The following is a 22,270-nucleotide window of genomic DNA, read 5'->3' on the forward strand; positions in this document are numbered from 1 at the left end:
TTAAACTGCCTGAAAACTTCGATGAAAAAAAGGAGCAGCGCTCTTATTATGAGAAAAGGCATTTATGAAATATTACCGAAGTACTTATAGCTATTGTAACCCGAAAACCAGTTGGCCGGATTAAACAATTGATATAAATATTGATTTAGTATTAGGACAGGGCTTCCATTCTTTTCCTTTCAAATCTGTATCTTTCCGCTATGATCACTATCACCATTGCCATTATTATACTGACCTGTGTTATTTCCTTCACAGCTTTCTCCAATGAGAAAGTAACGGACGACCTGATCTTTTATCCCCCGGCCGTTACCAACCGCAACCAATGGTACAGGTTCATTACCTGCGGGTTTATCCATGCTGATTTTATGCACCTGTTTTTCAACATGTATTCTTTTTATCTTTTCGGCAAGCTGTTGGAAAGAGTATTCAACGATCCTGTGCTTTTTGGCGAGCAGGGTAAAATCTTTTTCATACTGCTGTACATCAGTGCATTGTTTGTTTGCTTATTACCAACTTACCTGAAACATAAAAATGACTATCATTACAGAAGTCTTGGTGCGTCTGGTGCGGTTTCTGCCGTAATCTTCGCGGGTATTTTTTTATTTCCCACAATCGGGATGGGCATCTTCCCTATTCCATTCAGTATTCCGGGCTTTGTATTTGGTCCTTTATACCTGATCCTGTCGGCTTATCTCGCAAAAAAAGGCCGTGGTAACATCAATCATTCCGCCCATATCTGGGGTGCGGTGTGGGGTGTAGTATTTGTAGCCGTTGCCAGTATGTTCACTGGCTTTAACGCGATCGGGAATTTCATTAATTCCATACAGGATTATTTCAGATAAACGACCTTGAGGATACGTTTTGTGGCGGCTGTGACCTTGAAACGATCATCCATCCGGTAACCCGCGATCCAGATCAGTTTACGGTTGGATTCAAGTACCCATACCTGTTCCTTTGCAGTTGGCGAGAGTTTCTGATCGATAAAGAAGCGGTTCAGTTTTTTCTTTTTCTGCATACCCAGCGGGTAGAAATAGTCGCCTGTTTTCCATTTACGTACCAACAGGGGAAAATCAACTTTATCCGCGTCAAAAACAACAGTTCCTGCATCGCGGTTCTCCTGAAGTTTTGAAATAGCTGCAGCTTTTGCAGTTTCATCCAATGGAAGTTCTTCTGTGTGGAAGCGAAGTGTACCACCAGGAAAACGCAATTCTCTTACGGGCTCTTCTACCAGCAGGTGGGCCGCCTGATCAGTATCGGTTGTTGTAATGATGATCCAGTTACGGTTGCGGATCAGCCGGTGGGTAGGTGATGTAAGCGTACTGCCATTGACTGCGCCTAGCAATTTGATGGCTTCCGCGGTCTGGCCTGCGGAGAAACCAAATTGCCGGATGATCTCCCAGGTAATCGTTTGCAACGGTTTAGCCTGTTGCCATTTGAGCACGGGAATATGCCATTCATTACCTTTCTGCTCCAGTAATTTATTCAACTGGAGATTCACGGACTGCTCATACAGCATCGTTGCCTCGTTCAGCATCGCGATCGTATGTACCAGGTTCTCCTCTGCATTCGGGTACACTTCTTTTACTGCAGGTATCAGCCGGTTCCGGAAAAAATTACGGGTGTATTTATCTGTGCTGTTAGAAGAGTCTTCTGCAAAAGGAATTGCATGTGCTGCCGCGTGATCCAGCAACTGCTGCTTCCTGAAAACAAGCAGCGGACGTAATAAGCGGGCATCTTTACGAAAGGCAGGGATACCGGTCAGGCCGCGGATACCTGTGCCCCTGAAAAGGCGCATCAGCATTGTTTCTATATTGTCATCTGCGTGATGCGCTGTTACAATATAAGCCGGCGCCTGTATTTTATTCAATTCAGCACCGAACCATTCATAACGCAGTTCACGCGCTGTTTCCTGGATAGATAACTGCCGGCTGTCCGCTTCCGCTTTCGTGTCGAATGCACGCACTTTCACTTCTACATTGTACGCTGCTGCCAGGCTTTTAACAACCTGTTCATCGCGATCGCTTTCATCACCGCGCAGGCCGAAATTGCAATGCAGTACCGTACAATCAAAACCACCGCGGACGAGCAGGTCTGTCATAACCATACTGTCCGGGCCGCCGCTTACGGCCAGTAAGAGCCGGCAGCTGCCCGGTTGCAATGCAGGGTATTGCTGTTGCCAGTGCTGTAAAAAAGATTGCAGGAGATCCATCGGTTTCTTAAACGATCCTAATCGGGTCAGGCTTTCTTTGCTTCCTTGGCCCAGGTATCTTTCAGTGTTACGGTTCGGTTGAATACCAGTTTGTCTGCCGTGCTGTCCTTATCAATGATATAATATCCTTTACGGATGAACTGGTAGCGTTCTTCCGCACCATCTTCCTTCAGAGCAGGTTCTGCGTATGCATTACTGATCACAGTCAGAGAATCCGCATTGATATGATCCTTGAAATCACCTTCGGCATTACCGACATCTTCTACCTTGAAGAGCCGGTCGTACAGGCGCACTTCGGCGTTGATCGCATGTTTCACACTTACCCAGTGGAGCGTGCCTTTCACGTTGATACCGGATGTATCTTCCCCGCTTTTACTCTCCGGGATATAAGTACAATGCACTTCGGTGATATTGCCTTCCGCGTCTTTGATCACTTCTTCACAACGGATAATATAAGCACTTTTCAGCCTTACCATCTGACCGGGTGCCAGCCTGAAGTATTTCTTCGGCGCTACTTCCATGAAGTCTTCCCTTTCAATATACAGTTCCCTGCTGAACGGCACTTTACGGTTGCCGGATGCCGGATCTTCAGGGTTGTTCTCACTCTGCAGCCATTCTTCATCGGCGGTATAGTTGGTGATCACCACTTTCAGCGGGTCGAATACCACCATACGGCGTAAAGCGATCTTATTGAGGTGTTCCCTTACACAGAATTCGAGCAAACCTACATCGATCAGGTTCTCTCTTTTGGCTACCCCTATCCTTTCGCAGAATTCCCGGATGGCCTCAGCTGTATAGCCACGGCGGCGCATACCACTGATGGTCGACATACGCGGATCATCCCAGCCGGTCACATGCTTTTCATTAACGAGCTGCAGCAGTTTGCGTTTGCTCATCACGGTATAGGTCATGTTCAGGCGCGCGAATTCGTACTGGTGCGACGGGAAAATCTCGAGTTTTTCAATACACCAGTCGTACAATGGCCTGTGCGGGATGAATTCCAGCGTACAGATGGAATGCGTTATATTTTCGATGGAATCACTCTGTCCATGTGCAAAATCGTACATCGGGTAAATGCACCAGGCATCGCCGGTACGGTGGTGTGTGGCATGTTTGATCCGGTACAACAGCGGGTCGCGCATGTGCATATTCGGGCTGGACATGTCTATTTTGGCACGTAATACTTTTTCGCCGTCTTTGTACTTGCCGGCACGCATGTCGGCAAATAATTGCAGGTTCTCTTCAATACTGCGGCTGCGGTACTGGTTTTCTATACCGGGCTGTGTGGGTGTACCTTTCTGCGCTGCGATCTCTTCGCTGCTGCTGTCGTCCACATAAGCCAGCCCCTTTTCAATCAGCTTTACCGCAAATCCATATAATTGTTCGAAATAATTGGAAGCATATAATTCCTCCGCCCACTGGAATCCCAGCCAGCGTACATCATCCTTGATACTTTCCACGTATTCGGTCTCTTCGGTAACGGGGTTGGTATCATCAAAACGGAGATTGGTCTTTCCGCCGAATTTCAGGGCCAGCCCGAAATTGAGACAGATACTTTTGGCATGACCGATATGCAGGTAACCGTTCGGTTCAGGCGGAAAACGTGTAACGATCGATTCATATTTCCCGCTTTTCAGATCCGCATCTATGATCTCTTCAATAAAATTCAGGCTTTTTTCTTCAGACATACCATTTAAGTTAGGGCAGCAAAGTTAAGCTATGCGCCTCAAACCTTGGAGTTCGGAAAGTACTTATTCAGGAATGAAATGGCGGTCATCATATCATGATGCAGTACCCGGTCTTCCGTATTGAAGCTCACCGCTTCGCGGAAGGCGCTGACCAGCTGCTCGATCTGCTCCGAACTGGTGGCCGGACGCCTGAATTCAAGCGCCTGCGCAGCTGTGAGCAGCTCGATCGCCAGTACTTTCTCCACATTATTGATCACCCGTAGGCATTTTGTGGCGGCATTGGCCCCCATGCTCACATGGTCTTCCTGGTTATTGGATGAAGAAATACTATCTACCGAAGCCGGTGTACAGAGTTGTTTATTCTCGCTCACGATGCCGGCTGCCGTATATTGTGGTATCATAAATCCGGAATGCAAGCCAGGATCTTTCACCAGGAACGGCGGCAGACCACGCTGTCCGCTGATAAGCTGGTAAGTTCTCCTTTCCGATATATTCGCGATCTCGCTCATCGCGATGGACAAATAGTCCAGTGCTATCGCCAGTGGCTGGCCATGGAAATTCCCCCCGCTCACGATCAGGTCTTCTTCCGGGAAAATATTCGGGTTATCGGTCACAGAGTTGATCTCTCTTATAAATACGCCCAGCACATGTTCAAATGCATCTTTGCTGGCGCCATGCACCTGTGGAATACACCTGAACGAATAAGGATCCTGCACCTGGCTTTTGCGGCCGGCGGCGATCTCACTGCCTTGCAGGTAATTTCTTAAAGCCGCTGCCGTAGTTACCTGTCCATTATGCGCCCTTACAGCATGAATATGCGGATCCAGCGGCTGGGTAACGCAATCGAACGCATCAAACGACAACGCACTGATCAGGTCTGCCATCTGCAGCAAATGCTCTGCCTTTTTCAGGCAATAAAGTCCATAAGCACTCATGAACTGTGTACCATTGATCAGCGCCAGCCCTTCTTTACTCTGTAGTTGAATCGGCTTCCAGTTCAGCTGCTCCATTACTACAGCGGCTGGTACTTTTTTACCGTTGTGATACACTTCGCCCAACCCGATCAGGGGCAGGCTCAGGTGACTTAAAGGCGCCAGGTCGCCGGAAGCGCCCAGTGAACCCTGGGTATAGATAACGGGTAGAACATTGTGGTTGTACATTTCCATCAGGCGTTTCACCGTTTCGATCTGTACGCCGCTGTGGCCATAGCTTAACGACTTGATCTTCAGCATGAGCATCAGCTTCACGATATCGGCAGGCACTTCCTCGCCCATACCGCAGGCATGGGAAACCAGCAGATTATATTGCAGCTGCTCGATCTGGCTGGCATCGATCTTCACATTCTGTAAAAAGCCAAAGCCGGTGTTGATACCGTAGAAAAGTCCTTCTTTATCTTCCATTTTCCGGTCGAGATAAGCCCTGCAGGCCAGGATGCGTTCGTGGGCGTCGAATGTGATAGAAACCAGTTGATCGAAGTCGAGCAGGTGCTTTACTTGTTCAAAATGGAGCCATTTCCTGTCCAGCGGAAGATAATTATAACTCATGCAAACATCGTTTCCGGCAAAGTAAGGATATTTGGAGGAAGCGGGTGCCGGATTTATGAAAACATGGGTTCCGTTTTGTTCAGCTGCGGATTTTTCCCTTATTTTGCGCTCCATAAAACCGGACCGGTAGCTCAGCTGGATAGAGCAGCTGCCTTCTAAGCAGCAGGTCATTGGTTCGAATCCAATCCGGTTCACTGAAATGGGCAAGTCGTTTTTTTTCGATTTGTCCATTTTTATTTTTGCAGAACCCATTAAGTAAATACTATCTTTTGCATTAGACTTAATAACTTCATTTCTCATCCTACATCCCATCCACAACCAATAAAAATTCTATATCCGTTTCATTAATATTCGTATCCCCGATCGTGTACATCCTGTTCGACTTGGACTGCCATGAAATAGTGGCCGGGAATTTGTCCGGACCTACATGAATAACTGAGGAGAATTGGGTAACGATCCATTTTGTTTGAAGAAAAAAATTGTCTTCCGGCGGTGTAACGATCCCGATGAACACCGCACCATCCACCTGACAACCGGCCTCCTTTTCATATAAAGCGGTGAGTTTGCGATTAGCGCAATCAAGAAATTCCCTGGAAAAGCCTAGTCCATGTTTCTGCTCACACAATTCAATGAACCGGTCAGGATAAGGAAAAAGTGTATTGGGCATATATCTTTCCATGATTTGAATTTAATTTTTTCGCTGATGAAGATCAGCGTCTATTCCACAGTAATTTTCAGGAACTGTCCAAGTTTGGAGAAATAAGTAAGCAGTTTTTTCAGGAAAGCTGCTCGCGCAGAGCCAAGATCTATCACATAAGTGATCTCATCTTCAGCTTGTGAATATTTCCAATTATGGACCACGCCATCAATTCTGTTATTTTTCTCTGACCTTTCATTGTAGCCACCGATAAAGCCATCAATCTCTTTAAAGAGTTTGGCCATGTCAACACCCTCTTTTACCCGTAAACGAATCGTACAATCCAGGTTAATTCGTTCAACTATGAGTTCATAAGTCAGGTCTTTCAATTTAAAGGGCTGGCTGGTCATGGGAAACATCAGTTTATTGAACTCCAGTGGATCTATCCCTTCTAACCAAAACTCAATATCAGAACAGTCTATATCCGTATCACTTACCAGGTACATCCTGCCTGACTTTGATTTCCAGGCCATAATCATGGGAAGGTTGCGGGTATTAACCATGATCTGAGACGAAAGTTCAGTTATCAACCCATTGGTGCGCAGAAAAAATTCCTGGTAGGGCGGGCTGACCCAGCAAAGTTCTACACGCTTATTCACCTTAAACCCAACTTCCTTTTCAAACAAGGGAGTCAATTGCGCATTAGCACAATCCACAAACTCCTTACTCATGATCAACCCGAAATTCTTTTTGTTTTGCGCAATATAAATATCAGGGAACGGGAAAAGCGTATTGGGAACCTGTCTATCCATCAAATTTGTTTTAGAATACTGTTATATGGCACGGGCATAACGAATGATCCTCAGCGCTAAGGTAAAACTCGCCCAGTCATCGACAATGCCTGCTCCGAATGTAGCAATATCCTGCACAAGTGTTCCTATTATTATTCCGGCAGCAACACCATAACCGGCAGCTTTGATAGAATTTAAAAGCGGTGCATTTGCCGGATCGCGGAAAAACTCAGCAATGACTGCATCTCCATTGGATAGGTTTTGTGTCAGTTTCTGAGCCAGCCTGGCGATTTTGCTCAGATTGGATTGAGGTATAGCTGAAGGAACTGGTGATGGGCTGATGTTTTTAGGTACATAACTATACTGTACCACCCCATTTTCAGTCAGTTTTGCTTCAAGCCAGCTATTGGGATCTTTCGCCTGGTAGTACTTGGTCGGGAAATTAAAGCCCTTTTGCCATGCAGGCGCAATCGCATTGGGAGACATCGAACAGTTCAGGTTTGCCAGGTTAATATATGTCTCAACTTCTGAACGTCCTCTTGATAGACCTGTTCCTCCTGCGGGTTTAATCTCAAACATCTCGCCGGTAAGTGTGTTAGCCAAATCCGCATAACCCGGATAGCCGCTTCCGGTACTGCTCGCTCCAGGAATTTTAAATTCCACTTCTCCTGCTATTGGGTGCTCCAGCACATAATTATACATGATGATCCAATGCTCCAAAGTGCCCGGCCATTGAATATTACCGGTTCTGTTCGTTCCATGGCATCCCCCGGCAATAGTATTGGCATCTGCCAGGTCTTCCGCATCTATATCGTCGAAAACAGCCTTCTCTGCTATCGTCATCTGCGGTTCCGGATCAGGTTCAGGTTCCGGGTCTGGCTCCCAGCCTGGTGCACAGGGATCGTTTGGATCAACGCCATTGATTTTAACCTTACCCTGCAGCATGTTGGTTTTTGAATCAGGGTTGGTATCACCTCCGTCACATGGGTTTGGAGGAGGGCCAGATCCACCGCCGCCTCCCGTGCCACCACCGTTATTTCCACCGCCGTCTCCAGATCCCCCACCAAGTCCGTCCTCCAACCATTGACCATAGCAAAAAGTTAAGTCCAATTGGATATAGGGACATTTCCAACAAAGATCGCATATCATTACATTTGGGATATGACAATACCCTCTCTCTACATCTTTAATAAAGGGACAATCAGCATAAAAAACACTTACATCCTCGCATTCCTCTAAGTAATACAGCATATCATTTTTAATTTTTTGCTGGCCTTCCTTCTTACCAATTTTTATGGATATATCGTACCTGTCGGGATATTGATTGTTAGCAAAAAGCGCTTGATCCTTCACCCTGAAATTCGTATATCCAAATACGATTTTATCGAACATCATAAACGACAAGGCGAATTGCTGTGCTTTCTGTTTTGAAGCGTCTGTATATAACAACTTCCTGTATTGCCAGTCATTAGCATAACTGATGGAGGTATCTGTGGCAGAGGCAGTAACCATCATCAGTGCATTTATATGGTTTTGAGAATCGCGTGCGAAGGGAATATAATAGACATCACTGGTATTGGCGTTTTGCGTTGCATTAACAGTCACACCTCCTCCGTTCATTCCAACCCTGATCGTCTTCCCTCCCTTCTTCACCATTTTATTCCACCGGGGATAACCGATTCGTTCAATCGCCTGGCCGATAAACGGCTGGCTTTCGTTTTGTCGCTGAATATACGCGACAATCGCAGTTTCAGCTGCATCGCCACTGCGATGGCTGTTAAAGAATTTTTCCTGGCTAATCTGATCCGCGGTTCGGTTGATCTCCAGTTTGCGGCAGGACACATGCAATGTCATTACCATCAGCCATAATATGGCTGGCCTGAATAAGAGTTTTGTCCATTTCACAACAGTGTAGTTTTGGTCAGATGAAGGTATAGATCGGGCATGGATTAAAATACCGTTTAAACACCCATTTTTCCAAAAAACCACGGCGCAACAAAAGTACTGGTTACTTTGTTTGAGTATCATTTACGAGTTTGCGTAACTTTCTTACCCTATTGGCTTGTATTGCTATGAATGATTTAAAACTAACTGATCTCGCTGTTATCCTTTACAGGACGGAAGATGCTATTTATTTTGGCTGGGAATTATCCCTGCCACCAAGTGCAGTTACTGGTTATCAGCCGAACAAATTGTACCGGGTTAAACACTACGATGCACATACAGGAACCTTGCATTTAAAAACAGATGGCAATTATCCGGAATCTGACTATGAGATCAGCTTTAATGATAACACGAAAATTCTTAAAGGGATGGATATTCGAAAAATCTCGGTCAGGCAAAACCGCTTTGAGGCATTAATTGACTGGTCCGATTTGCAAGAACCATCGATACCACAGGTATATCCACAGCCAGTTACTCAATCAGTGCGTGAGCATGAGCCAGTGCCTCCCAGCAACTGGGTTTTCCAGGAAACAGTCAGCTTTGATCTCCGTGATGCAGTATTTGAAGATGGCAAAGTCAGCTTCGAAGCCAAATTGAAATCCACCTCGGCCAGGGTTAACATAGTTATTGAAAACCCGTCTATTAAAAAACACTTCGACTCGATAAAGAACTATATCTGGACACTATATGGCAAAAGAAAAACACCATGCACGGCGACATTTGATAGAGTAAATGAAAAAATTGTGGTAACCTCAGTCGACGAATGTTCACTGCAAAGCCTCAGTACAGATATACTGGAGCAAATTAACGATGGCTGGCTCGAAAAACACATCCTGGACATTGCATCGGATGACATTAATATTATCGGTGACCTGACCGCCCCACTTGAAGATGATACACTCAATGAACATTGGGTTTGGAATCAACTGGTCAAAGAGGAAAAGACAAAACACTATCATCACTTAAGTTATCTCTCAAAAAGACAGGCTATTGACATGCAGAAGCTCGCCATCACTGGCAAACCCATTTCCTTTGTCTTTGTTGTGGCTGTGAATCATAAGATCTTCCTGGTTTGGGAAACCTATCTATCCCAGGAAGCCACCTATATCTGGGAATTGAATGATGTGTCGGAGATCAAATCAAAATACTCACTGATTCAAAAACTGCGCAAAAACACTCGCATGGCTTACCGCAGAGAAAAAGAACCCGGCTTTCATTTCGTCGAACACCAATACAAAGAAGAATTGAATGGGTTTAAAAAATGGAAAAATGAAATTGATAAAATTTTAATTTAAATTCCGTTAGCAACTATCTTTTGATAATTGTCATTTCTTTTTACCATCTTCTGTAGTAATGATTCACTGACACCAAGTAATCGAAGAAACGATAGCTCAAAAATTATTTCCAGGAAAGTGTTTATGGCTTCATACTCCTCGTGCGTAATATGAGAGCGATCTTCTGCGGAATGATCGTGTGCCAAATAATTTCTCTGTTTATTTACCTTCTCTGCAAACTCGATTTTGTTCAATGAATAACTCGCGAGTATAGTTTCATTTTCCACGATCAATTCATCAATCCGGTCTGATAAATATAATTTTCGGTTGTTACCAAAGAATGTCTTGTGAAAAGTTTCAATTGCAAAGGCAAGATTCAGGAACAATTGTGCAGGAGTCGGAAAACGAACATATTTTGTTTGTATATATAAAGAAAGCCCCCCTGCAATGTAGTTTTTATGCTTGATCCAGTTTCGCATGATTGTACTTAATTCCAACTTTACCTCGTTATACGTCAATAATGAATGAAAAGTACTCGGCCTGACTCCAACATACTGAGAGGGTTGCTTATAAATAAAACGAAATCCAGCTTTTTTATCACCAATAGCCTTTGCAAAAACATTTACATGATCAAACGAAAGAATCTCTTGAGAAAAAAACCTGAAAAAATCTCCGTAAAATTTTAATTGCTGCACAAACTCATCCAATCGACCTTGTTTGTTCCAATGTACATTAAAATAAATGCGTTCTTTAAAGTTAAAAGTGTCAGTAGCAACCTCACTTAATCCATTGTATTGATATTGAAAATAGAAATAGATGTTGCATTCTTCATCATCGATAATTTCTATCGCCGATGGCTGCTTGTAATCGAAACTTATCACCCCACCTTCACTATGATTCGGAACCAAGCGATTTTCATGGCCACGAAAAAAGGCTCCAAAACCATTTAAGCAGAAATTGAAGTTCATAATTTCCATATTCGGAACGGCGAGATAATTGTGTTCTGACATCAGCACAAACTCGGGATAAAGTTCCATTGTTACCCAACCGGTACGGCCTACTTCCCATGCTTTCACATCAAACAGGCTTATGCAATGTCCCTCCTTACTTATTCCATGAACCACAGGTAATGAGATATTGTGGTCCGATTTATGGATATCTGTGGTACCGAACAGGCTCCCTTCCAGTATAGCGATCAAATTCCCATTAGGCTCATATTGTAATTCGCCAAGAATCTCCTGCTTGCCATCATTCTCAGGCAGCCACCATTTGGCTTTAAATGTAAATTTTTCGTGCATTTCATTTTTTTGATTACTTAACGAAAGATAAATCAGGATGCCCTTCAGCGCAAACATCTGAGTTACCGTATATATATAGTTGATTCAAGTTTGAGTAAAGAGTAGCAGAAACTTCAGATATATTAATCTAAACCTTTATCATTTCTCCACCCTAAACGTCAAATTAATCCGCGGCCCGATCTTACGCGAAGACTTCGGCACATGATGCTCGTAATGATCCTGCATCGTTTCGCCCATTAATAGAAAACTGCCATGCGTAAGCGGTATATCGAGCACCTTAAAATCCTTATCCCTTTTATGGCGTACTTTGAACACACGCCTCTCACCAAAAGTGACCGAAGCGATGGCGTGATGTTTTCCTGATGAAGGCAATGTATCACTATGCCAGGACACGGAATCCTGACCATCGCGGTAATAATTGAGCAGCACACTGTTGAACCGGATGCCGCTCTCCTGCTCTACCCTTGCCTTAATATCCAGCAGTTCCGGCGTCCACTCATTGGTGCTGCCGATCCCATACCAGGCTGTGAGCCTTGGGTCGGGCATCCATTTTTCATATATCCGGCGCCGGTGCTGTGCCCAGGGCGTTGTCTCCTGCAACAGCCTGAAATAATGATCCGACTCACCGGGCGCAAAGAACTGTTCCCACAGGCGCAGGTCTGCATCGGGCAGCTGGAAATCAGTAAAGCACTTCTTTCCTTCGTCAAACAGGGCTATGCCATCGAAGAGGTTCATACGATAAAAATACGAAGTTTTTTTATTATACTAAATTATTTAGCATTACTATTGAAAAACTCCTATGTGTTCGCTTTGTTCAGATTTTAAAAAGCCTAATTTTAACCCAACCAACTAACCAACACCCCGCTCCTTAAGTTTGCATCATGAAATCACTGTCTTCGTTTGTACTGCTTTTCTTTTTTTGTTCCCGGTTTGCGACCGCTCAATCGGATAAAAGCCTGATCGACTCTGCTTACCGCCTGGTTGCGGCGCAAAAATTCTCAGCGGCCGATCGCATCATACAGCGTTCGAAAGGCAAGAAGGAAAAAGAAAATGCCGCTTCGTATGCAGCTAAAGCATGGCTGATCAATGAAGGGCGCAGGTATAACTGGTACAGGAATATGGCCGACAATTTCGCAGCCTCCTACCCGCCGCACAATGAGCCTGAGATCAAGCCGAACGACCCGAGGATCGAGGCCGGTAAAAAAACCTGGCAGGCCGAATTACTGGAGAACGCTTCCCTCGCTCTTAAATACGACGAACAGAACGCAATGGGTTACCTGATGCGCGGCGTGTATTACAGTCTGACCAACGACAGCATCAAAGCCCTCGCGGATTTTGACATGGCCGAAAAACTGGATCCCGCAAACTGCTATGTCGGTTTCTGCCGCGGCAACCTGTATGGCAACGGCAATATGGAAGCGGCTATAGCACAATATCAGAAAACAATAGCCTGCGCTCCTTCGTACCCCTGGACCTACCACAATATTGCTCTTATCCTTTTCCAGCTCAAACGATACGATGAAGCGCTGGCAATGACCCGCAAATACGCTGCCATCGATCAATCCTCAGCCGGGCCTCGGTTTCTGTCATTGTTGTATGCGTCGCTGCTGCAAGTGAATGGTCCGAAAAGCAAATATGTTACCGAAGCATTAGATCATGTGCGCAAACGCGCTGCAGTATCGTCCGACAAACGGGCGTATTTTGAAGATAACAAAATGGTGGTACAAACCCTTTTTAGTTACTATTCGCCCGCAACGTTGCAGCTGTTGCAAGCCTGCATGTCAGACCAGCCCGATAAAGCCCTGCAGGCAGTTGAGGCTGGCGCTGATGTGAATGTTCCTTTCAGCGCTGGTTTCCGCGCCATCAATTACCCGATTTTATATGCTGCCAAAACAAGAAATCTTCCGTTGTTTGAAACATTATTGAAGAAAGGTGTGGATGTGAATGCACAGGATGATCTTGGCTTCAGCGCATTGCATTACCTGGGCGGCCCTGCCGATACCGGCGCACAGAATGTTCTGGTGATGGCTGATCTCCTGCAGAAACAAAAGCCCAACCTGAACATCCGCAACTGGCGGGGCGAATCGCCCTTACTGTATTCGTTCACTTACATGAACGAGGATTATATCCGTTTGCTGATATCAGCCGGCGCTGATGTAAACCTGGCTGATCAGGATGGCATCACGCCGTTATCGCGTTACTCCGGCACCGACAATTCGGCTTCGCTGGTAAAAATGTTGCTGAATGCTGGAGCAGATCCTACCCTGTCTTCCAAAACCGGGCGCGACATTTTCAGCTCTGCGCTGTATTACCGTCCGGGCAGCCTGGCTGTCCTGTACCTGCTGGAAAAAAGTAAACCTGGCCTTATGCCGTCTTGCACTGAAACCAGTTTCATACGCGGCTCTATCATCGGCAAACCCGGCGCAGTATTGATGGATGCGATGATCGATAACGACCTGGCCGCATTTAAGAAAGCCCTGCCTACGGTTAAAGACCCCGAAGTGATCAACTATATGTCAGTTGCCGCCATTAATTTCAGCGAAGGCCGTTCTTTTTATGACGAGCTGATCAAAGTAAGCACCGGTCCGCTCAACTTTTCCCTCCCGAACGGGTTAAACGGTCCGGGACAGCAAATCAGTCCCAGGAAGATCTTCTACGAAATCCCCCCTACCGATCCCTATGCCGATTTACAATTGTACTACAGAGAGGAAGCCCGGGAAATGCGGGAATGGAAGCTGGACGTAATGCGTTTTACGGAGATCTACACCAATCACGCCCAGTCTCCTGCGGCCAGGTGCAATGCGATCGCAATGATGGTGAATGCATCGAAAAAGATCCTGGATATTGCGCTGCTGATCGACAGGCGGCATCGCAGTGGTGAACAGCGTTTGTCCGAAGCCTCGGCGGCCTACGTTGCTAAAATGGTGGAAAGTAAAAAAGAGGATCTGAAGAAATATGAGTTCGCGCAGATGCGCTCTACCTGTATTACGCGGCAATATTAAAGACCAGGGAATAATGCCTGCCATTATTGATCTTACCAACTATAGATTATTTTAAACATGAAGACCGGAGCAGATCTCCGGTCTTCATGTTTACTAATTCTGCCAGTGCTGCAACATCATCAATAATATACTTTATATAAACAGCCGTTGCACCGCTCCTTACATATCAGGCTTCTAATACCGCATTATCATCCCGGCTTCACTTTTCTGTTTTCCGAATGACCATGCACAGGATAGTTCAAGGCTCTGCACCGAGTTGTAATCATTGATCTTTGAAGTGACGATATCATAACTGATTCCTATCAGCCATTTTTTCCCCTGCACACCCACATAAGGATAGCACGCATCGCCGAAGCGGTTCCAGAGTCCCAGGTTGAAAGTTTCCACGGCTGTTGTATGCATTTTCATCCTGTATACGGCGCCGGCTGTGAATACTTTATTCCCGCCCTGAACATCGAGCAGACCGCTGATAGCGAATTCGTTTCCATTCTTTGCATACCACTGTATACCACCCTGGAAACTGTACCGCTGATCGAGGCTGTAATTGCTGTTCTTGAAAGCCCCCTGCACGGGTTTGGCGGCATGGAATAAAGCCGCGCCAAGGTAATAGCCGGAATTTGCTTTCCTGTTACTGTAGATCATACCAACATTAAAATCAACATATTTCCTGTTATCGATCACCGGCACATCATAGGAAGGTGCGGTTCGCTGAAATCCCATACTGCCGAACTGCGATTGATATTCGAACATATTGAGGTTCAGCAGGCGGTTGGCATAGATCCCGGATATACCCATACCCAACTGCTGGTCCCCGTTTTTATCCAGCGCGAGATGGTAGGCCGCATGAAGGCCGGCATAATTGTTTTTCAGCAGCCCGCCGTTAGAAGCATCGTTCAGCAATGAGATGCCCAGCCCAAATGTGCTTTTCTGCGCAAGTCCGGCAGTAAATCCTTTCTCCACTGCTATGCTTGTAGTATTGTACGGCTCTGAATACGCGCCCCACCACTGCGATCTGAATACGGCGGTTGCACGCCAGTCGTCGACATTCTTACCCGTTGATGCGGGATTGATGGAAAAGGCCGAATTAAAGTAATGCGAGAAATGAGGATCCTGTGCATAGGTCTTTGCTGTTAAAACCAGGCACAAGCTCATATATATTGTAAATCGTTTCATAACTGTTTGGTATTGTTTTTATCGTAACAGTGTTACAGTTCCCTGCCTGACCACAGGCTTGCCATTGGTGTCGGTGGCTTTGATCACCCATACGTAGGATTCAAGCGGCTGAAGCGTTCCGTTCAACCTGCCGTCCCAGCCTTCATTCATATTCCGGGTTTCAAATACCTGTTTTCCATAGCGATTGAAGACACGTACATATTCAAGGCGGGCTATGTTGACAAAATTGAAATACAGCACATCGTTCTGGCCATCGCCGTTCGGCGTAAACACCCTGGGCACGTACACATTGTTCTCGAAGACTTTAACGAGCAAGGTATCCACCGTAACGCATCCCGCAGCCGAAGTGATCTTCACCGTATACTGTCTTTCCGTTTTAGGTGTTAATACCGGGTTTGCGATCACAGCGCTTGAAAGATCTGTAGCCGGCGACCACTGGTAAGCAAGGCCGAAACTGCGCGCCTGCAGGTTCACCGGTTGCGATACCTGGGTATTGATCGTGTTCATGCGGATAGCTGCTGCCGGGCTTTCTATACGGATCACCTGTGTAAGACTATCCGGTTGTGCAGGGCAATCAGATGATGTGATCTTCAGCTTCAGCTGGTAACTGCCGGCCTGCGGATAGGTAAATGATGGCAAAGCCGATGCAGAACTACCACCATTACCGTCACTCCATTGATAAGCGATCGTTCCCGGCGCCGTGGACTGATTGGTGATAACCACAGGCATGTTCACACAATAACCGGTGAAGCCAAACGCTGCCTTCGGTGGCTGAACCATGGTAACAACAATGCTGTTGGACGCAGGTGCGGTACAACCGTTTGCATCAGTAACCAAAGCTGTATAACTACCTGCTGTATTTACAACCAGGGAACTGGTATTACCACCAACTGATGTGCCGTTCCTCATCCAGGCAAAACCAGTTCCGGAAGTAATAGTAAGCGGCAAAGCAGCATTGGATCCGCAGAGCGCCGTGCCCTGTGCTGCGGAGATGGCAACTGCGGGAAGCTGGTTAACTATTACATTTACAACAATAGAAGCCGTTGCTGTACCATCTGAAACCGATATCGTAAACTGATCCGTTCCCTTGTATCCTGCAGCCGGTGAATAGGTAACATTTTGTGGCAGAACAGAGCCGCCGTTGCTGTTAGCCGTTGCCGGGAAACCGCCTGTTGTTCCGTGTGCGGGACTGCCGGTGACCGTCCATGTCAACAGTTGGCCGTTATCTGCATCGGTTGCTTTTAACAGGGACGAGAGATTGAATGCACCGGCATTCTGGCAAAGGGCAAAACCAGTTGTGGTTCCTGCATCAAATACCGGCGCGGAATTGGTGGTAACGGTATAACTGTCGCCATTGGTAAAAGCTGCAGTCAATCTGTTTCCGGAACTGTCAGTAACATTTGCAAACGTTAACAGGTCGATCCGGATAGATCCGTTACCGGTAAGGTTGATCAACCTGATGTCATAAGTACTGTCGTTAATCATCAGTACCGCATCTATTGCTGCATTGGCGGTTCCTGTACTGGTAACAGTGAATGCGGTTCTCAATACACCTGTAACGGGTTCATTGAACGACGCCCTGAAAGTTACGGGCCCTGATGATACATTTGCCGCCAATGGTACCTGCCGTTTGATGCTGTTCAATACCGGCGCTGTTTTGTCGAATATAACTTTACTTGTATTCGTGGTTGCGGTTGCGATCACACTTTCATTGCCCGAGAAATCCGTTACGCGCAGGCTGAATGGAATATTTCCTTCTGCATCCGCTGAAGTCATTACATAGGTAGCCTGCCAGCTATAGCTGCTGCCACCAACGCTGGTTGCAGTGACACTATGCGTGGCGATGGATATTGCCGATGTGGTAACCGGCTCACTTGTGGTGAATGCAAGTGTAACCATATTCCCGGCTTTCGCCTTGTCTGCTAAAGAATGGTCTGAGGTCAGCGATATGTTTGTGACAACAGGTATTGTTTTATCCATGAGCACGATACTGTTATCGCTTGCGGAAGTCTGTGCGGCTGTATTGCCGGAAAGATCGGATGCACTGATGGAAAAAGGAATGACGCCTTCCTGGTCTGAAGTTGTTACTGTATAGGTCGCTTCCCAGTTATTTCCGCCTGTATTAACAACGGCTGCGATGTGCGTAGCGATGGTCACTGCCGGTGCCGGACCTGTTTTATTGGTGGCGAACCTGAGCGTGATCAGATCACCAGGCTTTGCACGGTCTGTCCGGATGCTGTTATTCGATCTGATATTTGAATTGCTGATCACCAGCGGCGATCTGTCATACACTACCATGCTGTTATCACTGGTGGTGGTTACTGCCGCTGCTGCATTACCGGCAAGATCAACAGCATTGATAGCAAATGAAATTGTACCATTCAGATCTACTCCCGACATGGTATAGGTTGCTTTCCAGTTATTTACGCCTGTGCTCACTACTGTTGCTGCACGGCCGCCGAATGTTACAACAGGAATTTCAACCGCTTCGCTGGAAGTAAATGTCAGGGTTATGATATCACCGGATTTTGCCCTGTTGCTGACTGTATTACCTGAACTGATGGAAGCATTGTTTATTACCGGCACTGTTTTATCAAGAACCAGATCCTGCTGATCTGTAGCAGCTGTAAAAGATGCGGTATTTCCTGCCATATCGCTAACCACCACCGAGAAAGGAACTATACCTTCCTGGTCAGTGTTCCTGGCTGTATAGACAGCCTGCCACCTGTTGGTTCCGGTAACCGTCGGTGATGCAGTATTACCCGCAATAACAACCGCAGGCGTCCTTATCGGTTCATCTGCCGTAAACCTTACAACAGCCAGATTTCCTGGTTTCAGGTGGCCCGGGTTGGTATGATTGGATGTGATGGTGAGTGGATCCAGCACCGGTGGTGTTTTATCGAACAACACACTGGTATTGTTGCTGGTTGCAGTTACCGTATTTACAGTATTACCGGCAAAATCGGTATAGCTGATCGTGAATGGAATATTGCCTTCTGTGTCTGCTGCGGTCATCGTATAGGCAGCGGTCCAGCTCGTTGGAGTGGTATTGACAAGCGTTACTGCATGCGTTGCAATCGTTGCCACCGGGGCCCGTAATGTCTGGTTCGCGCTGAAACTGATCGTTACTACATCGCCGGGCTTTGACAAGGTGCCGATAGTATTGTCAGAGCTGATCCCGATGAATACTAAAGCCGGAGCAGTGTTATCGAACCGTACACTTGTGAAGTTGGTGGTGGTATTGATATTGGCCCCCGTGTTACCAGCCGGATCAATAATGTTGGAGATATTGAATGCAACCGGGCCTGACGGTTCTGATCCCGTCATTGTAACACTCGCCTCCCATACCAGCGATGAGATCTTCACCGGCGTAACCGTATGTCCTGCGATCGTTGCTACAGGTGTAACGATCGGTGCATTCATGGTAAATGTGATTTTTACTACATCACCTGCTGCAGCCAGGGTTGCATCCGTATAGTTCGAAGCGATTGTAACAGCGGTTGCTACCGGCGTGGTTTTCCGGAATGTAACGGTACTTCCGTCTGAAGTAGCAGTTGCGGCTGTTCCGTTATTTCCCGCAAGATCCCTGTATGCTACGGAGAAACTGACCACTCCTTCTGCGGCTGCGGTGGTTGGTATATATGAGGCTGTCCAGACCGTAGGACTCACCTGTGTAACCGTGGCTGCCGTACCCATGATAATGGCAGTTGCTGAGCTAAGGGGCTCATTCGCGGTAAACTGAACCGTGATCCTGTCACCCGGTTTTGCCGCTGCCGTATTGCTGTTATTAGAAGAGATGACGATGCCTGTCAGCCCGGGATCTGTCTGATCGATCGTTACCGGTGTGCCTGTGGTAACAGCATTGGTAGTAGCAGTATTACCCGCTGCATCACGCACCGTCATGCTGAAATTCACTATACCATCAGGCATAGCACTTGATACGGTTAATGCAGCAAGATACATTCCGCCCGATAAAGTTGGTGTAACCGCAATACCATTGATCAGTGCCGTTGCAGATACAGCATCGGCTGGCTTAGCTACCTGGAGCGTAATAACATTTCCCAGTGTTGCATAAGCGCTGTTGACTGCATTATTACTGCTGATGGACGTATTAGTAAGAACCGGTGCGTCCTTGTCAATAGTATAATATTCTCCCGTAAAAGGCAACGCATTCGTTAACGGTAAGTTTATTCCCGTCGTATCTGCAAGCTGCAATGCGATCGTTCCGTTGCCGGTGCCGGTATTCACCGATACGCGGTAAACATCAGAAGCGCCGGTAGGGCTTATCGTTCCAACAGATGCACCGCTGACAGTGCCTGTGGTGATCACACCCAGGTTGGCGGCAGTAAGGCCGGTTATCTGCTTATTAAACACCAGGTCAAAATCAACCACTGCGGCATTGGTATTTTCATCACTAACACGGCTGATCGTATTTAATGTGGCCGGCATTATCAGCGTTACAGGATTACCCGTAGCCGCATTGCTGTTGAATACACTGGCCCCATTGTAGCCATTGTCATTAAATTCCAGCACCGCAACCTTATACGACTTCCCGACCTCGAGATTGCTGACCGTTACCGAATTACCTGCACCGATATATACTACGGACCAGTTATCAGTTCCGATAACAGATCCCTGTCCCAGCACAGCGCCTGCGCTGTAAAGTGTGCCGTCCACAGGAAGCGGCGCACTTGCAGATGCATTCTTATTGACCAGCACCATGCGCTGCTGACCATTACCTTTTGTCCAGTTTACCGTTACCTGGGTGCCTGTATTTCCTGTAAAATTAATAGCAGTAGCGCTGGTTGAAGGTGCAAGCAACGGGTTGTAACGAAATACACCCATGTACCAGGTGCCGAAATGCAGACCCGCGGTAACATCCATGAGCCCATCACCGTCTATATCTGTCAATGCTAGGCAGTATGGATTTGATATACCGTTAGAACTATTGAATATTGTGGACTTGCTGAAACTGCCTGCGTCAATTGTACCGGTCACAGACGTATTCTGAAGTATCTGTATGACCGCATTGGATGGCGATGCAACCGCAATCTCCGGCTTCCCGTCTCCGGTGATATCACCTATCTGCACATCAACTACATAATCGGCTACCGGGAAAGCTGCCAATGCATCGAACGATGAAGTGGTGATAGACCCGGGCGTGCTGTTATTCCGGTATATATTCATTGTACCGGGTCCGTCGTAGGTGACCGCTAACAGATCCAGTTTTCCGTCGCCGTCGATATCTGCAAGTTTTGCACAATCCGCACCCGTTCCGGTTGTAATGGGAAGGGAAACAACCGGGGCAAATGTTCCGTTGTTGATAACACCGGATGTAGCCGTATTGCGGAAAATATGCAACCTGCCCGAATAAGCACACATCAGCAGGTCCTGTTTCCCATCGCCGTCTATATCTCCCGCCACCATATCGTTCACAACATCCGGCGGGAAAAATGTAACGCCTGCATCGAAAGATGAAACTGTAATTGAACCCGGGGTTGCGAGATTCCTGAACACAGTGATCTTGGCAGACATAATACCATCGCTCACTACGATATCCAGTTTCCCGTCGCCATCTATATCCGCAAGCACAACCGGTGATGGATAGTCCATGGGCAGTTCCACCGAAGTGCTGAAACTGATTGATCCGCTGCTGCTCGTATTCCTGAATATATGTACTTTTTGGTTGATCATGTCCGAGATAACAATATCCGGCTTCCCGTCGCCATCGATATCACCGGCCGTAATTTTGTGGAGTATTGCACCTGAAACTGTAATATCCTGACGAACCCCGAAACTGCTGCTGCTGACGGATCCCGCAGTAGCTGTGTTGCGGAATACAGAGAATTCAGAACCAAAGCCAGTCGTCAGAATATCGTTCCTGCCGTCGCCGTCTATGTCAACCGACAGCATTCGCGATACCTGACCTGACATAACGAACTTTTCCGGCATGGGCAGGTCTTTATTACCGAGATCTTTACCGATCGGATTGGTCACTATGAAACTAAGCATCGATTGGCCCTGCAGGTTATTCGTTGTATTCAATACACTTAAAGGCGCAAGCATAGCACCTGTCGGTACTGTTACTGTGAGACTGGTTGTGGTAGCGCTTGTGACAGTTGCCTTTACCGTTCCGAAATACACAATATTATTGGCGGTAACCGCATCGAAGCCAGTTCCTGAAATGGTTACAACTGAACCTACAGCTCCGGAAACGGGTGTAAATGAACTGATCACCGGAACGGCAGAAAGCAAGCCTGGCGAGTACAAAGGCTGACCCGATTTGTTATCTGTGGCTTCGGATACGGTAATACCATCAGATAACCATTGCTGAATTCCGCCAGATCCGTATCCGGCAACCGGGGAGTTACCCTGATGACCGGTTGCAATTGCATCGGGGGTGTTTATACTGGCAAAAGTTGACCATTGCGACCATGATGTTGTTGAAGAGAAAAAACAAAGGGTAATTATAGACAATACATACCTGTATGCCGTTTGGTAACGCATAAACCTGTTTTAAGATGTTTTCTGAGGGATTTCGTTGTCTGCTAAGACGGACACAAATCTATCAGCAGAATAAAACACGGGCAATAGTGCATATGCTTCATATTCTCAGGATTGAGGCATTAAAAGACTGCGGTTTATTCTTTTTTCAAATGCGTTCCCGAAATTCGCTGCAGCCGAAGATGTGATTCAAAAAAAATGTATTG

The 22,270-nt window shown here is 46.6% G+C and carries 13 protein-coding genes and 1 tRNA gene; 4 read left to right on the top strand and 10 right to left on the bottom strand.

The window, feature by feature from the left end:
• The first annotated feature begins 200 nt into the window (after positions 1-200).
• The gene (locus B5D42_RS15140) at positions 201-842 is read left to right on the top strand and encodes a rhomboid family intramembrane serine protease (protein ID WP_245825719.1); all 642 of its coding nucleotides are present in this window, start codon (positions 201-203) and stop codon (positions 840-842) included.
• Here the strand turns inward: B5D42_RS15140 and tilS are convergent.
• The 3 genes from tilS to hutH are packed head-to-tail and all read right to left on the bottom strand — an operon-like array spanning position 830 to position 5,441.
• On the bottom strand, positions 830-2,209 hold the full coding sequence (gene tilS / locus B5D42_RS15145; RefSeq protein WP_078832364.1) for a tRNA lysidine(34) synthetase TilS: 1,380 nt from the start codon (positions 2,207-2,209) through the stop codon (positions 830-832). The genes B5D42_RS15140 and tilS overlap by 13 nt on opposite strands.
• 26 nt (positions 2,210-2,235) lie before the next feature.
• Positions 2,236-3,897, bottom strand: coding sequence for a glutamine--tRNA ligase/YqeY domain fusion protein (locus B5D42_RS15150; protein ID WP_078832365.1), 1,662 nt, complete (start codon positions 3,895-3,897; stop codon positions 2,236-2,238).
• Positions 3,898-3,935: 38 nt separating this feature from the next.
• On the bottom strand, positions 3,936-5,441 hold the full coding sequence (hutH, locus tag B5D42_RS15155) for a histidine ammonia-lyase (RefSeq protein ID WP_078832393.1): 1,506 nt from the start codon (positions 5,439-5,441) through the stop codon (positions 3,936-3,938).
• 120 nt (positions 5,442-5,561) lie between these two features.
• Between hutH and B5D42_RS15160 the strand changes: the two genes are divergently transcribed.
• Positions 5,562-5,635, top strand: a tRNA-Arg gene (locus tag B5D42_RS15160).
• A 107-nt stretch (positions 5,636-5,742) separates the two neighbouring features.
• Here B5D42_RS15160 and B5D42_RS15165 read toward each other — a convergent pair.
• The 3 genes from B5D42_RS15165 to B5D42_RS15175 are packed head-to-tail and all read right to left on the bottom strand — an operon-like array spanning position 5,743 to position 8,774.
• Positions 5,743-6,120 (bottom strand): hypothetical protein, encoded by a 378-nt coding sequence (locus tag B5D42_RS15165; protein WP_078832366.1) that lies wholly within the window; start codon positions 6,118-6,120, stop codon positions 5,743-5,745.
• Between the two features lie 38 nt (positions 6,121-6,158).
• Positions 6,159-6,890: a hypothetical protein gene (locus B5D42_RS15170; protein ID WP_078832367.1), complete on the bottom strand. Its 732-nt coding sequence runs from the start codon at positions 6,888-6,890 to the stop codon at positions 6,159-6,161.
• A gap of 21 nt (positions 6,891-6,911) precedes the next feature.
• Positions 6,912-8,774, bottom strand: a complete 1,863-nt coding sequence (locus B5D42_RS15175) for a hypothetical protein (protein WP_139367191.1) — start codon at positions 8,772-8,774, stop codon at positions 6,912-6,914.
• 167 nt (positions 8,775-8,941) lie between these two features.
• Between B5D42_RS15175 and B5D42_RS15180 the strand changes: the two genes are divergently transcribed.
• The gene (locus B5D42_RS15180; protein WP_078832369.1) at positions 8,942-10,108 is read left to right on the top strand and encodes a hypothetical protein; all 1,167 of its coding nucleotides are present in this window, start codon (positions 8,942-8,944) and stop codon (positions 10,106-10,108) included.
• Here B5D42_RS15180 and B5D42_RS15185 read toward each other — a convergent pair.
• Positions 10,105-11,442, bottom strand: coding sequence for an ApeA N-terminal domain 1-containing protein (locus B5D42_RS15185; RefSeq protein ID WP_078832370.1), 1,338 nt, complete (start codon positions 11,440-11,442; stop codon positions 10,105-10,107). The genes B5D42_RS15180 and B5D42_RS15185 overlap by 4 nt on opposite strands.
• An 81-nt stretch (positions 11,443-11,523) precedes the next feature.
• Positions 11,524-12,120, bottom strand: coding sequence for an alpha-ketoglutarate-dependent dioxygenase AlkB family protein (locus tag B5D42_RS15190; RefSeq protein ID WP_078832371.1), 597 nt, complete (start codon positions 12,118-12,120; stop codon positions 11,524-11,526).
• A 146-nt stretch (positions 12,121-12,266) separates the two neighbouring features.
• Between B5D42_RS15190 and B5D42_RS15195 the strand changes: the two genes are divergently transcribed.
• Positions 12,267-14,387 carry an ankyrin repeat domain-containing protein gene (locus tag B5D42_RS15195; protein ID WP_078832372.1) on the top strand — a complete coding sequence of 707 codons (2,121 nt, stop codon included), beginning with the start codon at positions 12,267-12,269 and terminating at the stop codon, positions 14,385-14,387.
• 174 nt (positions 14,388-14,561) lie between these two features.
• Here B5D42_RS15195 and B5D42_RS15200 read toward each other — a convergent pair whose 3' ends face one another.
• Both B5D42_RS15200 and B5D42_RS15205 read right to left on the bottom strand, forming a co-directional pair.
• Positions 14,562-15,560, bottom strand: a complete 999-nt coding sequence (locus tag B5D42_RS15200; RefSeq protein ID WP_078832373.1) for a PorP/SprF family type IX secretion system membrane protein — start codon at positions 15,558-15,560, stop codon at positions 14,562-14,564.
• Positions 15,561-15,578: 18 nt separating this feature from the next.
• Positions 15,579-22,067: an FG-GAP-like repeat-containing protein gene (locus B5D42_RS15205; protein ID WP_078832374.1), complete on the bottom strand. Its 6,489-nt coding sequence runs from the start codon at positions 22,065-22,067 to the stop codon at positions 15,579-15,581.
• Positions 22,068-22,270 lie beyond the last annotated feature (203 nt).

It is taken from the genome of Sediminibacterium ginsengisoli (assembly GCF_900167075.1).
Classification (GTDB): Bacteria; Bacteroidota; Bacteroidia; order Chitinophagales; family Chitinophagaceae; genus Sediminibacterium; species Sediminibacterium ginsengisoli.

Coding starts and splice junctions, on each gene's coding strand:
- B5D42_RS15140 (WP_245825719.1), top strand. CDS start 201: ATGATCACTATCACCATTGCCATTATTATACTGACCTGTGTTATTTCC.
- tilS (WP_078832364.1), bottom strand. CDS start 2,209: ATGGATCTCCTGCAATCTTTTTTACAGCACTGGCAACAGCAATACCCT.
- B5D42_RS15150 (WP_078832365.1), bottom strand. CDS start 3,897: ATGTCTGAAGAAAAAAGCCTGAATTTTATTGAAGAGATCATAGATGCG.
- hutH (WP_078832393.1), bottom strand. CDS start 5,441: ATGAGTTATAATTATCTTCCGCTGGACAGGAAATGGCTCCATTTTGAA.
- B5D42_RS15165 (WP_078832366.1), bottom strand. CDS start 6,120: ATGGAAAGATATATGCCCAATACACTTTTTCCTTATCCTGACCGGTTC.
- B5D42_RS15170 (WP_078832367.1), bottom strand. CDS start 6,890: ATGGATAGACAGGTTCCCAATACGCTTTTCCCGTTCCCTGATATTTAT.
- B5D42_RS15180 (WP_078832369.1), top strand. CDS start 8,942: ATGAATGATTTAAAACTAACTGATCTCGCTGTTATCCTTTACAGGACG.
- B5D42_RS15185 (WP_078832370.1), bottom strand. CDS start 11,442: ATGTTTGCGCTGAAGGGCATCCTGATTTATCTTTCGTTAAGTAATCAA.
- B5D42_RS15190 (WP_078832371.1), bottom strand. CDS start 12,120: ATGAACCTCTTCGATGGCATAGCCCTGTTTGACGAAGGAAAGAAGTGC.
- B5D42_RS15195 (WP_078832372.1), top strand. CDS start 12,267: ATGAAATCACTGTCTTCGTTTGTACTGCTTTTCTTTTTTTGTTCCCGG.
- B5D42_RS15200 (WP_078832373.1), bottom strand. CDS start 15,560: ATGAAACGATTTACAATATATATGAGCTTGTGCCTGGTTTTAACAGCA.
- B5D42_RS15205 (WP_078832374.1), bottom strand. CDS start 22,067: ATGCGTTACCAAACGGCATACAGGTATGTATTGTCTATAATTACCCTT.